Here is a 14,522-nt window from a genome sequence, read left to right as displayed (position 1 = left end):
ACCGCCGACGGCGCCGGCGGCGGCGCAACGGCCGCCGTCCGCCAACTCCATCGAATCGAGGGCGATCCATGACGAATTCGCCGGTGGTCGAGATGACCGGCATCGACAAGGCGTTTCCGGGTGTCCGGGCGCTGCAGCAGGTGAACTTCCGGCTGTTTCCCGGCGAAATCCATGCGCTGATGGGCCAGAACGGCGCGGGCAAATCGACGCTGATCAACGTGCTGACCGGCGTGCATGCGCACGATGCGGGCGAGATTCGCGTCGGCGGCGCGCCGGTGCGTTTCGCCGCGCCGCGCGAGGCCGAGGCGGCCGGCATCCAGACGCTGTACCAGGAAGTGAACCTGTGCGCGAACCTGTCGGTCGCGGAGAACATCTTCGCGGGCCGGCAGCCGATGCGGCGCGGCGCGATCGACTGGAAGACGATCCATGCGCGTGCGCGCGCTGCGCTCGCGGAACTGGATCTGTCGCTCGACGTCACGCGCTCGCTCGACGCGTATCCGATCGCGGTGCAGCAGATGGTGGCGATTGCGCGTGCGGTGTCGGTCGAGGCGCGCGTGCTGATTCTCGACGAACCGACGTCGAGCCTCGACGACGGCGAGGTCGCGCGGCTGTTCGACGTGCTGCGCCGATTGAAGGCGTCGGGCATCGCGATCCTGTTCGTCACGCATTTTCTCGAACAGACCTATGCGATCTCCGACCGCATCACCGTGATGCGCAACGGCGAGCGCGAAGGCGAGTATCTCGCGCGCGATCTGCCGGTCGATGCGCTCGTCGCGAAGATGACGGGCCGCGAACGATTGTCCGATGCGTTGCAGGCGCGTGCGGTCGAGGCGGCGCGCGGCGGCGCGAGCGCGCCGTTCCTGTCGATGCAGCAGGTCGGCCGGCGCGGCATGATCAGCGCGCTCGACCTCGACGTGCGGCCCGGCGAAATCGTCGGGTTGGCCGGACTGCTCGGCTCGGGGCGCACCGAAACCGCGCAGCTCGCGTTTGCCGCCGAGCGTGCGGATACGGGCGCGATCGAGATCGACGGTGCGCGCGCACGGCTCGCGTCGCCGCACGACGCGGTCCGGCACGGGATCGCGTATTGCCCGGAAGACCGCAAGAAGGAAGGGATCGTCGCCGCGCTGTCGATCCGCGAGAACATCGTGCTTGCGCTGCAGGCACGGCGCGGCTGGTGGCGGCTGATCGGCCGCGCGCGTCAGCGCGAGCTCGCCGATGCGTATATCGAGCGGCTCGGCATCAAGGCGCGCGACGCGGAACAGCCGATCGGGCTGCTGTCCGGCGGCAACCAGCAGAAGGTGCTGCTCGCACGCTGGCTCGCGACCGATCCGAAGCTGCTGATCCTCGACGAGCCGACGCGCGGCATCGACGTCGCCGCGAAGTTCGACATCATGGAGCGCGTGCTCGGCCTGTGCGCGAAGGGGCTCGCGATCCTGTTCATCTCGTCGGAGATCGGCGAGGTCGTGCGCGTGAGCCATCGGATCGCGGTGCTGCGCGATCGGCGCAAGGTGGCGGAAGTCTCGGGCGCCGACGCATCCGAGGAACAGATCTATCGATTGATCGCCGGAGGCCAGTCATGACGCGGCTTCGTACGCTTCTTCGTCATCCGCTCGTGTGGCCGGTCCTCACGCTCGTGCTGCTGTTCGCGCTCGACGTCGCGCATCGGCCGGGCTTCCTGTCGATCGCGCTGCTCGACGGCCATCTGTTCGGCGCGCCGATCGACATCCTGAACCGCGCGGCGCCGCTCGTGATCGTGTCGCTCGGGATGACGCTCGTGATCGCGACGCGCGGGATCGACATCTCGGTCGGCGCGATCGTCGCGATCGCGGGCGCGGCCGCGGCGATCGTGCTCGATGGCGATCCGTCGCGCGTCGGCACCGCGCTCGCGGCCGCACTCGGCGTCGGCGTGCTCGCCGGCGCATGGAACGGCGTGCTCGTCGCGTTCGTCGGCATGCAGCCGATCATCGCGACGCTGATCCTGATGGTCGCCGGCCGCGGCGTTGCACAGCTGCTGACGGGCGGACAGATCATTCCGATCGGCGCGCCCGGCTATCTCGCGCTCGGCGGCGGCTACCTGGCGACCGTCCCGTGCTCGGTGTGGTTCGCGGTCGCGACGATCGTCGCGATTGCGCTGCTCGTCAATCGCACGGCGCTCGGGCTGTTCATCCGCGCGATCGGCGTGAATCCCGTCGCGACGCGGCTGGTCGGGCTGCGCGCCGGTGCGGTCGTGTTCGGCGTGTATCTGTGTTCGGGCGTGATGTCGGCGCTCGCCGGGATTCTCGCGAGCTCGAACGTGCGCAGCGCCGACGGCAACAACGCGGGGCTGCTGCTCGAGCTCGATGCGATCCTCGCCGTGACGCTCGGCGGCACGTCGCTGCTCGGCGGCCGCTTCAGCCTCGCGGGCTCCGTGCTCGGCGCGCTGATCATCCAGACGCTGACCTATACGACCTATTCGATCGGCGTGCCGCCGGAGGCGACGCTCGTCGTCAAGGCCGTCGTCGTGATCGTCGTCACGCTGATCCAGTCGGACGCGGCACGCGCGCTCGCGCTCCGCCATCTGTCGAAACTGATAGCTGTTGCGCGTTCGCGCGCGACGACGGGAGCCACGCCGCGATGAACCGATTCCTTGGGCGGCTCGCCGACCCGCGCACGCTGCCGATCGTCGTGACGATCGTGCTGTTCGCAGCGCTGTTCGGTTTCGGGTCCGTGATGTACACCGGGTTCTTTTCGATGCAGGTGCTGACCGGCCTGCTCGTCGACAACGCGTTCCTGCTGATCGTCGCGATCGGCATGACGTTCGTGATCGTGTCGGGCGGCATCGACCTGTCGGTCGGCTCGGTCGTCGCGCTGACGACGATCTTCTGCGCGGTCGGCGCCGAGCGGCTGCACTGGCCGGTATGGGTCATCGTGCCGCTCGTGCTCGCCTTCGGCGCGCTATACGGCGCCGCGATGGGCGCGCTGATCCACTACTTCCGGCTGCAGCCGTTCATCGTCACGCTGGCCGGGATGTTTCTCGCGCGCGGCGCGTGTTTCCTGATCACGACGCAGTCGATCACGATCAACGAGCCGACGTTTCATGCGATCGCCGCGATCAGTGTGCCGATCGGCGGCGGGACGCTGAGCGCCGGCGCGCTCGTCGCGCTCGCGACGCTCGCGGCCGCGATCTACGTCGCGCACTTCACGCGCTTCGGACGCAACGTCTACGCGATCGGCGGCAACGAGCGTTCGGCGCTGCTGATGGGGCTGCCGGTCGCGCGCACGAAGGTCGGCGTCTATGCGCTGAGCGGCTTTTGCTCCGCACTCGGCGGCGTCGTCTTCACGCTGTACGTGCTGTCCGGATACGGGCTGCAGGCGCAGGGGATGGAACTCGACGCGATCGCCGCCACCGTGATCGGCGGCACGCTGCTGACGGGCGGCGTCGGGTACGTGATCGGCTCGGTGTTCGGCGTCGGCATCCTCGGCACGATCCAGGTGCTGATTACGTTCGACGGCACGCTCAGCTCGTGGTGGACGCGCATCGTGATCGGCGCGCTGCTGTGCGTGTTCTGCCTGCTGCAGCGGATCATCGAGCGGCATGCGGCGCGCCGGCGCACGGGCGGCACAGGCCTGGGCGCGCACGGCAAGACGGCGGACGCGGTGCCGCCGCCGGCCGCGAAGCCGGGCGAGGATGCGGCGCTCGTGTCGTCGTTCAGGTAGCGGGCGGTGACTGACGACGGTTTGTGGCGGACGGCGAGTGGCGGACGGCTAGTGGCGTTGCGCTCGATCGAACACGCGCACGAAAAACGAAAACCGAAAACCGAAGTGCACGGATCGCGTCGCCAACCTTTCGATACGCTCGCCGATGTTCAGATGCTTCGTCAGCGGCGTTTCACACGTTCCCGGTTCCGATCCCTCCGCGCGGCGCCGCCGATGTGCGCGCACCGTGTGCGTCGTTCACCGCTCGTCGTGAGCGGAAAGCGGCGAGTTCAATAAAGGCGGTGCGACGCAGGCGTCGCGCTGCCGGTCACGTCGCGGATCGTTTCTGCCGATCGTCCGGCGGAACAAAGCGGGCATCCCCGCGGATCGACGCAGGCGCCCCGTCGATCGCCGCGCTCACGCCGCATAGCCGAGTTCGGCGCTGATCAGCGCCGCCTCATGGCGCAGCGCCGTCGCGACCGGCCCGTCGATCGCCGCGTCGAAGCCGCCGGTCGCGCCCAACGCCGTGATCGCCGCGCACATATGCCCGTTGGCGTCGAAGACAGGTGCCGACACCGCACTGATGCCTTTCAGGTTCGTGTCGCGCACGGTCGCGACACCGGCCGCGCGAATCTCGCGTTGCAACGCGCCGACCGGATCGCGCCGATCGAGCTGCGCGCGCAACTCGGCCGGCGCCGACGCGAGCTCGTCTTCCGCGAGCTGCCGCACGCGCGGCTCGTCGAGCAGCGCGACGAACAGCCGCCCGGTCGCAGACCACAGCAACGACATGACGGAACCCGCACGAACGTTGACCGTCACCGGCAGGCCGGGCTCCTCGAAACGCATGATCGTCGGCCCGCGGTTGCCCATGATCGCGACGAAGCACGTCACTTCGAGACGCTCGCGCAGCCGCACGAGCGACGGTTCGGCGAGCCGTATCGGGTCGGCCATCCGCATCGCGGCGAGCCCGATCGAGATGCACTGCGGCCCGAGCACGTATTGCTGCGTGCCGCGGTCCTGCGTGACGAACGACTCCTCCATCAGGCTCGCCAGATAGCGGTGCACCTTCGCCGGATTCTCGTCGAGCCGCGCGGCGAGCGCCGTCAGCGTCGCACGGCCGCCGCACGCGGCGAGTTCCTTCAGCACGAGCAGGCCGGTCGATGCGGACTGAACGCGCTGCCGGCGGTCGCGCTCGGCGGGCGCGGTCTTCTTCGTTCTGGCGATTTTTTCCATAGGCCGGATTCTAGCCCGACGACCGGCGGCACCCGGCCGCCAAGGTTTACCCCAGTCGTTCGATTACGCATTGCGTATTAGATTTACGCAAAATCATAGCACGGGAGCGAATCATGTCCGTCACGGAGCGCGACGCGTCGTCGTCGAAATGTCCGTTTCATCCTGCGCCGGCCGCGGCGACCGCGCCGAACGGCTGCCCGGTCAGCGCCGCCGCCGCTGCGTTCGACCCGTTCGAGGACGGCTATCAGCAGGATCCGCCCGAGTACGTGCGCTGGGCGCGCGAGCAGGAGCCCGTGTTCTACAGCCCGAAACTCGGCTACTGGGTCGTCACGCGCTACGACGACATCAAGGCGATCTTTCGCGACAACCTCACGTTCAGTCCGTCGATCGCGCTCGAGAAGATCACGCCGACCGGCCCCGAGGCCAACGCGGTGCTCGCGTCCTACGGTTTTGCGCTGAACCGCACGCTCGTCAACGAGGACGAGCCCGCGCACATGCCGCGCCGCCGTGCGCTGCTCGATCCGTTCACGCCCGACGCGCTGAAGCATCACGAGCCGATGGTGCGCCGGCTCGCGCGCGAATACGTGGATCGCTTCATTGACGACGGCCATGCCGATCTCGTCGACCAGATGCTCTGGGAAGTGCCGCTCACCGTCGCGCTGCATTTTCTCGGCGTGCCCGAGGAAGACATGGACACGCTGCGCGAATACTCGATTGCGCACACGATCAACACCTGGGGCCGCCCGAAGCCGGAAGAGCAGGTCGCGGTCGCGCATGCGGTCGGCAAGTTCTGGCAGTTCGCGGGCAAGGTGCTCGACAAGATGCGCGAGGATCCGTCGGGGCCGGGCTGGATGCAGTACGGCATCCGCAAGCAGAAGGAGCTGCCGGACGTGATCACCGATTCGTATCTGCACTCGATGATGATGGCCGGCATCGTCGCCGCGCACGAGACGACCGCGAACGCGACGGCCAACGCGATGAAGCTGCTGCTGCAGCATCCCGACGCGTGGCGCGACATCTGCGAGGATCCGTCGCTGATCCCGAACGCGGTCGAGGAATGTCTGCGGCACAACGGCTCGGTCGCCGCATGGCGACGGCTCGCGACGAAGAACGTCACGATCGGCGGCGTCGACATTCCGGCGGGCGCGAAGCTGCTGATCGTCACGTCGTCGGCGAATCACGACGAAGCGCGCTTCGCCGACGCGGACCTGTTCGACATCCGCCGCGAAAACGCGAGCGACCAGTTGACGTTCGGCTACGGATCGCATCAGTGCATGGGCAAGAATCTCGCGCGCATGGAGATGCAGATCTTTCTCGACGAGTTCACGCGCCGTCTGCCGCACATGAAGCTAGCCGAACAGCGCTTCACGTATGTGCCGAACACGTCGTTTCGCGGCCCCGAGCACCTGTACGTCGAATGGGACCCCGCGCTCAATCCCGAGCGCCGCGACCGGTCGGTGCTGCGCCCGCGCGCGGCGGTACGCATCGGCGAGCCGTCGTCGCATGCGGTGAGCCGCGCGGTGAAGGTCGAGCGCGTGTCGATCTGCGCCGATCGTGTCGCCCACGTGCGGCTCGTGTCGGCCGACGGCCGCCCGCTGCCGCGCTGGACGGCCGGCTCGCATATCGACGTGATCTGCGGCGATACCGGCATCACGCGCCAATACTCGCTGTGCGGCGATCCGGACGAGCGCGATGCGTACGAGATCGCGGTGCTGCACGAAGCGCAGAGCCGCGGCGGATCGGCATGGGTACACGCCAATCTGCGCGCCGGCGACGTGCTGAAGATCCGCGGCCCGCGCAATCACTTCCGCTTCGCGACCGACGCGGGCAAGGCGATCTTCGTCGCGGGCGGCATCGGCATTACGCCGATCAGCGCGATGGCGCGCGAGGCGCAGGCGCGCGGCATCGACTACGAAATCCACTATAGCGGCGCGCGGCGCGCATCGATGGCCATGCTCGACACGCTGGCGGCACTGCACGGCGAGCGTCTGCATGTGTACGTGTCGGAAGAAGGCACGCGCAACGACTTTCATGCGCTGTTCGCGCAGCCGGCCGACGACACGCACGTCTACGCGTGCGGCCCGGCGCGGATGCTCGACGCACTCGAAGCGAGCTGCGCGCACTGGCCGCGCGATGCACTGCGCGTCGAGCACTTCGTGTCGACGAAGGCGGTGCTCGATCCGTCGAAGGAGCAGCCGTTCGAAGTCGAACTGAAGGATTCGGGCATCACGCTGACGGTGGCGGCGAACCAGACCGTGCTCGACGCGTTGCAGCACGCGAACATCGACGTGCAAAGCGATTGCCGCGAAGGGCTGTGCGGATCGTGCGAAGTGCGCGTGCTGGCCGGCCGCGTCGATCATCGCGACAGCGTGCTCACGCGCGGCGAACGCGACGCGCACGACCGGATGATGACCTGCTGTTCGCGCGCCTGCGGCGGCGAGCGGCTCGTGCTCGAACTTTGAACGCGCGGCGCCGCCGCGGCGTCCCGCATCAACCACAAAAACGACCGGAGACATGCGCGATGAAAAAGCGTGCCAACCTGATGTTTGCCTGCACCGTCGGCACCACGCTCGAGTGGTACGACTTTTTCGCGTTCGCCGCGTGTGCGGTGCTCGTGTTCGACAAGCAGTTCTTCGTCGTCGGCAATCCGCTCGCGGCCACGCTGCTCGCGCTCGCGACGTTCGCGGTCGGCTTCGTCGCGCGGCCGCTCGGCGGCATCGTGTTCGGGATGATCGGCGACCGCATCGGCCGGCGCAAGACGCTCGTCGTCAGCCTGTTGATGATGGGCATCAGCACGTTCTGCGTCGGTCTGCTGCCGACCTACGCGTCGATCGGCATCGCGGCGCCGCTGCTGCTCGTGCTGCTGCGGATCGTGCAGGGCATCGCGGTCGGCGGCGAGGCAACCGGCGCGATCCTGATGATCGCCGAGTCGATGCCCGGCACGCAGCGCGGTTTCTGGACGAGTTTCACGATGTTCGCGGGCCCGCTCGCCAACGTGCTGACCGCGTTCGTGATCGGGATGGTGCAGCGGTTCTACGGCGATACGGCGTTCGTCGACTGGGCGTGGCGGATCCCGTTCTTCATCTCCGCGCTGCTCGTGATCGTCGGCTTCTGGACGCGGCGGCGCGTCGAGGAATCGGCAGCGTTCGCCGCGCTCGCGGCCGCGCATCGGACGGTCGAGCGCGCGTCGCTGCGCGAAGCGTGTGCGGGCAACTGGCGGCAGATGGCGCGTGCGTTCTTCGTGAAGGCCGCGGAAAACACGTTCCTCTATCTGTTTTCGACGTTCGCGCTCGGGCTCGCGACCGGCTATCTGCACTTCAGCCGGCCGCAGGCGCTGTCCGCGCTGATGTGGGCGTCGGCGATCGAGGTCGTCGTGATCCTCATCGCTGCACATGTGTCCGACCGGATCGGACGGCGCCCGGTGCTCGTCGCCGGCCTGATCGGCGCGGCGGTCGCCGGGTGTTCGCTGTTCACGCTGTCGCCGGGCAGCGACTATGCGCATCTGCAGCTTGCGCTGATTGCGTGCCTGACCTGCCACGGCGTCATTCTCGGGCCGATGGCCGCGTACATGGCCGAATTGTTCCCGACGCGCGTGCGCTTCACCGCGCTGTCGACGAGCTATCAGCTCGCGTCGGTGCTCGGCGGCTCGATCGCGCCGATCGTCGGCACGCTGCTCGTCAGCTATACGGGCTCGGCGATCTTCGTCGCCGGCTACGCGATCGTGATGGCGCTGCCGGCGTTCGTCGCGGTGATCGCGTCGCGCGAGTCGCGCGGCCAGGAGTTTGCGTTCCAGCCGGCGTCCGACGGCAACGCCGCCGTGCGCGCGGACCAAGCGCCGCGCGCGACACGGGCGTAAACGACGATGCCACCGCCGCAATACGGGCGGCGAACACGCGGCTACGCGCGCGCTTGCAGCCGGCTGCGGCGAGCGCGCATGCGCGACGCGACGCCGGACCGGGCCGCGCGCGAGCGTCGGAAGCCGCTATCCGGTACGCCGCACGCCGGATTACAGAATCGTCATCCGGCGGTCAGCGTCGCGTGCGCCGCGATCGCGAGAATGGAAGCGTCGGACGGTGAACCGCATCCGGTCCCGTCGACGGCGCATCGTCGATGCGTCCCCATCGAACCGTTCTCGGGAGTGCCATCATGAACCGCAAGCTGATTGCCGCCGTCGCGCTGGCAGCCGTCGTCGGAGCGCCGGCCGTCGCGTTCGCCCAGACCTCGTCGTCCGGCCTCACGCGCGCCGAGGTGATTGCCGATCTCGTCCAGGCCGAACGCGACGGCACCGTGCCGACGTCGAACTGGGACTATCCGCCGAGTGCACAGACGATCGCGCGCAATCGCGAGCTGTATGCGATCGCGCACGGCGAGCAGCGCACCGCGACGGCAGCCGCGTCGACGTCCGGAAGCGCGGCGAGTGTCCAGTGATGCCGCGCGGAACGACGATGCGTGCGGCGAGGTTCGCGATCGCGGTCGCGCTGACGGCCGCGATCGCACCGGCGTTCGCGCGCGGGCAGCCGCAACTGCCCGACGACGAAGGCGGTCGCGCGAGCGTGATCGGTGCGCTTTTTCCGTCAGATGCGGCCGTCACGCGCGGCGTTGCCGGCCGCCCGCGATCCGGCGATCAATCGGCGGCAGGCGTTGCAGGATGCGATGCTGCTCGAGCGGACCCGGACCCGGACGCGGCGGCGGCATCGGCAACCGCGGCCGCGCGCCGCGCATGCAGCCGCAACGCGAGCCAGCAGAGCGCGGCCCCGAGCCCGCCGAGCAGTCCGCCGAACGTGCCGATCCACGGCAGCCCGAAATCGTTCGCGATGTGGTTGCCGAGCAGCGCGCCGCCGCCGATCCCGACGTTGTACAGCGCCGAATAGATCGACATCGCGAGGTCGGTCGCATCGGGCGCGAGCTTCAGCACCCACGCCTGCATCGCGAGACCGAAGCAGATGATCGCGCCACCCCATGCGACCGTGTGCGCCGACAGCGTGACGATCGTGAGCGCGCTTGGGAACAGGATCAGCAGGCACGTCGACGTCGCGACGATCGATCCGAGCAGGAATTGCGCTGGCCTTGCCGGAAACAGGCGGTTGAAGCAGACGGCCGCCGGAATGCCGGCCGCGCCGAACAGCACGAGGATGTACGTGATCCGGTTCTCGCTCGCATGATTCACGTGGCGGACGAACGGCTCGATATACGTGTACGACGTGAAGTGCGCGGACACGACGAGGATCGTGATCGCGTACAGCAGGATCAGCGCCGGATTGCGCAGCAGCGCCGGAACGCTTGCGAGCGAGCCGGTGCGATGGCTCGGCAGCTCAGGCAGCGTAAAGCGCAGCATCAGCAGCGGGACGACCGCCGTGGCGGCGATGGCGAGGAACGTCATCCGCCAGCCGAGCGTCTCGCCGATCACGCGGCCGAGCGGGATGCCGGCCACCATCGCGATCGCGGTGCCGGTCGCGATCAGCCCGAGCGCGCGGCTTTTCTTGTCGGGCGGTGCGAGCCGGACCGCGAGCGCGATCGAGATCGACCAGAACACCGCGTGCGCGCCGGCGATGCCGAGCCGGCCGATGACGAGCAGCGGGAAATTCCACGCGACGCCGGTCACGACATGGCTCGCAATGAACAGCGCGAATACCGAGACGAGCAGCCGGCGGCGCTCGACCTTGCGCGTCAGCAGCGTGAGGGGCAGCGACGTGAGCGCAACGGTCCACGCGTAGATCGTCAGCATTAATCCGACGTCGGTGGGCGCCATATGAAGGCTGTCGCCGATCGCACCGAGCAGCGCGACCGGTACGAACTCGGTGGTATTGAAAATGAAGGCGGACAGGGCCAAGGCCCATACTCCCCACCACGAATGCGTGGCGGCGGGCGATTCGGAAGGCGTCGTGGGCGTCTGCATAGTCGGAACAGGGCGGTCGTCGTACCGCTCGGCGCGCGTGGCGACGCGGCGTTCGGCGGCTCAACGCGCAAGCTTACCTGCTGTGCGCACGCGCGGTTCGCTTCGCGTGCGCGACAGGCGGGCCGGCGGCCGCGCGCGGCGGCGCCGCCGAAAGAAATTCCAGAACATCGCGGTCGCATCGGGCCCGGTAGCCGAGTGGAACGGCTCGCGCGGATCGCCGCCGCTCCACGCATGCGCGAGCCGGCGCACGACGCACACCCGGACGATCGCGCGGCCGGCGCGCAGATAGTCGGTGTATTCGGCGTCCCCTTCGACGTACGTGCGCTGCTCGCCGACGCGCGGCGCGCCGTGTTCGTCGACGAGCCGGTTCAGCCGCGCGAACGCGAGGCCGAGCTGCGCCGCATTGCGGTCGGCCACGACCGCATCGAGGGCGCCGTGCACGATCAGCGCCGGCATCCCGGGATATGCGGCAGCGTCCGCGCATGCGTCCGCGACGCCGATCGGGTCGTCGCGCAGACCGCGGCGCATCAGGCCGACCGCGGCCATCGTCGACAACGGCGGCGCGATCGCCGGGCCCGAATGCAGCCCGACGGCCGCGAACAGATCGGGATAGCGGATCGCGAGCCGCGCCGCGAGCCCGGCGCCGGCCGACATGCCGGCCAGATAGATGCGGTCGCGGTCGATCGCACGCTCGCGGGCGACCGCATCGATCAGCGACGCGATCGCCGGTGCCTCCGACTGCGACGCGTCGCCATGCCAGTTCCAGCAGCGTTGCGCATGCGCGGTTTTTGCCTGTTCGGGAAACAGCACCGCAAATCCGGCGCGCTCCGCGACGCGGCAGATGCGCGTGCCGGCCGCGAACGACTCGGCGGTCTGCTTGCATCCGTGCAGCATCACGACGAGCGGCATCGCACCGCGCGTCGGCCCGGCTGCGGCAGCGGCCGAGGCGGGCAGATACAACGCATACGCAAGATGATTGATCAGCTGTCCGGCGGCCGGGCGCGCCGAATGAAACGAGCGTAGCCAGGTGCCGGGTGCGTCGCGTACCGACGTGCGGGCGGCGGGCGCCGCGGCCGCGCGTTTGGCGGTTCGCACAGCGCCCACGCGCGCGACCGACGTCGCGGGCCGCGCGGGTTTCTTCTTCGGCCGGGCGGCGGTCGCGATGCCGCGCAGGTCGAAAGGCCATAACCGAACGCCGGATTTTTTCCTGGGCATCACGCGTTCCGTGCCGGCAGCGCGCTCGACAGCTGCGAACGCCGGCGGAGGTCGATGGAGGCAGCGCAGGTGTCGTGCTGCCGCGAACGTCAGCGTGCCGTGTGCGATCGTCTGTCGGTACGGCCGGACGAACGATCGGTGTCATCGAATGACGCGACGGCAGCAACACCGATACCGAGCGATCGCTCGGTCGGCGGAGCCGGACATTCTAGTCGAATCGGATGAAACGGGATCGGCAGAAAAACAGGCGTCCGGCCCGATTAAAGATAATTGAGCAGCACGACCATCGTCGCGTTGACGGGGCCCGGTTGCATGCTCGGTTCGGTCTGCACGTAAGACGCCGTCATCGGAATCGAATAGTTTCCGCCGACGGTTCGGTCGTAAGCGCTCAGCAATTGAGGAGACTGGAACGTGACCGGCGTCCCCGCTTCGTCGGTCAGTTGCACGCCGATGCCCGCGGTCGTGGAACCGGGTGCCAGTTGCAGCGTGCCGGGTATGGCGGAAACGACGCCTTGTGTCGGGTAAAAGCCGAATTCCACGCGATTGAAACCGGCTGGGCAATCGTTCACGCGGATCTGAAACGGCGTCTTGCCGATCGATGAACCGACGCCCTTGAATTGCGACGTATAGACGGTCGGCATCAGGACCGTCTCCTCCGGAATCTTGCATGCGCCGGCGATGGCCCGGACGCTGCCGTTCAGATAGATCGACGTGTTCGTGCCTGCCCACGATCCGTCGTCGTAAGTCAGGAGGTAATAGGTGTTGAACGACCCGCTCGCGAATTTCCCGCTCGATATGGGCGCACTGTTCCGGAGCAACTGAACCTCGCCGGTGCCGGAGAAACGCCCGCTGAATCGCTCTTTGACCACCTTCCCGTCGAGGACGACCTGCACCGAGACGCCCGGCACATTCGTTTCGAGCGAATCGCTCGTCGTCGGGGAACCCCAGATGCTGCCTTTGTTGTACCGAAGCACCTGCGTGATGGTGCAAACGGGCTTTCCGCATACATCGTTCGGTGTGAGCGTGTAGCGGGCGAACACGGTGCCGACGCCGATACCGGTGGGTGCGGTCATTTCGGCATTGCCGAACGCATAGATGCTCGCACTGAGCGCAAGCGAAGAATGGATGAGCGCCGCTACGACGAGCGCAGGGCGAATGATACGGAGCATGATGTTCATGGGCTGCCTGGCAAGTAGGATGACGAACGTCCTGGAAATCCGGATCCGGGAACTGCCTGGACAATGCCGTGGCGTTCGTATGAGTCGACTCCCTTTTCAAGCCGGGGGATCGGGCGGGTGGATGAATGCCGATCGCATGCACGTGAGAATCGGTGCCGCGATCGCCGTGCCGGCGATCTTAGCAATGCGTCTCCACGAGGGAAATGGGACGATTGCTCGAAATATTGAGATTAATTAGGACGTGTCCGATTTCGTGGCGATCCTCCGTATATCGGCGCTGGTAATCGGTGCGGCCGGTACTGGTCATTCGACTGCTTTCCCGAAAATACGGCTTGGTGCGGTCCTGCGCGGCGTTAGTACAAGTCTTATCGATTATTCAAAAATCGAGCATCTGTCCCATATCCATCCTGTAAACGGATTGATAGTATTCGCTCGGTCGATCCGCATTCAAAACAACTTCATGTGGATCGGCGGCTGCGATGTAGCGGACATGTCGAGATGATGGTCCGCATCGCTGTACGGGGACCATCATGGATAAATTCAGCGTTCGAACCGTGATTGCAAACGACCGGCCGTTGATGCTCGCCGGAATGGAATACGTTGCGATCCACTCAGGCGCAATCGAACTTGCCGCACTGTGCAGAAGTACCGATGAGCTGATCGAAACGCTGCAGAACGTGCGATGCGATGTCGTGCTGCTCGATTATTCGATTCGCGGCAGCGGAAATCTTGAAGGACTGGCATTGCTCGGTTATCTGAAGCGCACGTTTCCGGATATGGCGATCGTGACGTTGCTAAGACATGAAAGCCCCGTTCTTGCGCATGCGATTCTGCAAAGCGGCGTGTCGAGCATCGTCAGCAAGTTCGACGAAGTCAATCATATCGTCACCGCGATCCACATGGGTTATGGCGGCGGTCAGTATCTGTCGCCGAAAGTGCGGTCCGCGCTGGAACATGCGTCGACCGAAAACGGCGACCGCATCGCAAAACTGTCGCCGCGCGAAATCGAAATTATCCGGCTTTACTTGTCCGGACTATCGGTCGGCGAAATTGCGGTGCAGTTGAAGAAGGGTAAACAGACGATCAGTGCGCAGAAAACGTCCGCAATGAAAAAGCTCGGTGCAAAGACCGATGTCGCGCTGATCGAATGTGCAATGAATCTCGGGCTTGGCGATTTATCGCCATGATCGGTGGGAAATTATGAAGAAACCGATTGAATCGGGAGTGGCGCGCTGTCGTGACGGGCGCATGGGAGGTGATGGATGGCGTGAGTTATTGACTGATTGAATAACGAAGTCTTTCGATTTACTTCGCTTGGTCGACGA

The 14,522-nt window shown here is 66.9% G+C and carries 12 protein-coding genes; 8 read left to right on the top strand and 4 right to left on the bottom strand.

The window, feature by feature from the left end; all coding sequences use genetic code 11:
* Positions 1–68 precede the first annotated feature (68 nt).
* From NP80_RS02195 to yjfF, 3 genes are read left to right on the top strand one after another with little or no spacing between them, the layout of a single operon-like run.
* The gene (locus NP80_RS02195) at positions 69–1,580 is read left to right on the top strand and encodes a sugar ABC transporter ATP-binding protein (RefSeq protein ID WP_006409277.1); all 1,512 of its coding nucleotides are present in this window, start codon (positions 69–71) and stop codon (positions 1,578–1,580) included.
* Positions 1,577–2,617 carry an ABC transporter permease gene (locus tag NP80_RS02190; RefSeq protein WP_006409283.1) on the top strand — a complete coding sequence of 347 codons (1,041 nt, stop codon included), beginning with the start codon at positions 1,577–1,579 and terminating at the stop codon, positions 2,615–2,617. Before NP80_RS02195 ends, NP80_RS02190 begins: the two co-directional genes overlap by 4 nt.
* Entirely contained in the window at positions 2,614–3,696 is a 1,083-nt protein-coding gene (gene yjfF / locus NP80_RS02185; protein WP_006409273.1) for a galactofuranose ABC transporter, permease protein YjfF, read from the top strand. Before NP80_RS02190 ends, yjfF begins: the two co-directional genes overlap by 4 nt.
* A gap of 396 nt (positions 3,697–4,092) precedes the next feature.
* On the opposite strand, the gene NP80_RS02180 is transcribed toward yjfF, so the two are convergent.
* Positions 4,093–4,908, bottom strand: a complete 816-nt coding sequence (locus NP80_RS02180) for an IclR family transcriptional regulator (RefSeq protein ID WP_006409286.1) — start codon at positions 4,906–4,908, stop codon at positions 4,093–4,095.
* Positions 4,909–5,021: 113 nt separating this feature from the next.
* Between NP80_RS02180 and NP80_RS02175 the strand changes: the two genes are divergently transcribed.
* The 3 genes from NP80_RS02175 (at position 5,022) to NP80_RS02165 (ending at position 9,336) form a co-directional block, all read left to right on the top strand.
* Positions 5,022–7,370, top strand: a complete 2,349-nt coding sequence (locus tag NP80_RS02175; protein WP_006409285.1) for a cytochrome P450/oxidoreductase — start codon at positions 5,022–5,024, stop codon at positions 7,368–7,370.
* Positions 7,371–7,429: 59 nt separating this feature from the next.
* Positions 7,430–8,764, top strand: a complete 1,335-nt coding sequence (locus NP80_RS02170) for an MFS transporter (protein WP_006409278.1) — start codon at positions 7,430–7,432, stop codon at positions 8,762–8,764.
* Positions 8,765–9,054: 290 nt separating this feature from the next.
* Positions 9,055–9,336, top strand: coding sequence for a DUF4148 domain-containing protein (locus tag NP80_RS02165; protein WP_006409282.1), 282 nt, complete (start codon positions 9,055–9,057; stop codon positions 9,334–9,336).
* Positions 9,337–9,532: 196 nt separating this feature from the next.
* Here NP80_RS02165 and NP80_RS02160 read toward each other — a convergent pair whose 3' ends face one another.
* The 3 genes from NP80_RS02160 to NP80_RS02150 all read right to left on the bottom strand — a co-directional run bounded on the left by NP80_RS02160 (position 9,533) and on the right by NP80_RS02150 (position 13,197).
* Positions 9,533–10,804, bottom strand: coding sequence for a sugar transporter (locus NP80_RS02160; RefSeq protein ID WP_006409275.1), 1,272 nt, complete (start codon positions 10,802–10,804; stop codon positions 9,533–9,535).
* 60 nt (positions 10,805–10,864) lie between these two features.
* Positions 10,865–12,019, bottom strand: coding sequence for an extracellular catalytic domain type 1 short-chain-length polyhydroxyalkanoate depolymerase (locus tag NP80_RS02155; RefSeq protein WP_006409284.1), 1,155 nt, complete (start codon positions 12,017–12,019; stop codon positions 10,865–10,867).
* A 260-nt stretch (positions 12,020–12,279) separates the two neighbouring features.
* Entirely contained in the window at positions 12,280–13,197 is a 918-nt protein-coding gene (locus NP80_RS02150; protein ID WP_006399073.1) for a fimbrial protein, read from the bottom strand.
* Between the two features lie 241 nt (positions 13,198–13,438).
* On the opposite strand from NP80_RS02150, the gene NP80_RS30610 reads away from it, so the two are divergent.
* Both NP80_RS30610 and NP80_RS02145 read left to right on the top strand, forming a co-directional pair.
* Complete coding sequence (locus NP80_RS30610) at positions 13,439–13,699, top strand: hypothetical protein (RefSeq protein ID WP_125902333.1); 261 nt, start codon at positions 13,439–13,441, stop codon at positions 13,697–13,699.
* 28 nt (positions 13,700–13,727) lie between these two features.
* Positions 13,728–14,384, top strand: coding sequence for a LuxR C-terminal-related transcriptional regulator (locus tag NP80_RS02145; protein WP_006409274.1), 657 nt, complete (start codon positions 13,728–13,730; stop codon positions 14,382–14,384).
* Positions 14,385–14,522 lie beyond the last annotated feature (138 nt).

It is taken from the genome of Burkholderia multivorans ATCC BAA-247, from assembly GCF_000959525.1.
GTDB classification, from domain to species: Bacteria; Pseudomonadota; Gammaproteobacteria; order Burkholderiales; family Burkholderiaceae; genus Burkholderia; species Burkholderia multivorans.
Note: the sequence above shows the minus strand (reverse complement) of the source record. Positions and strands in the feature narration are given on the sequence as shown.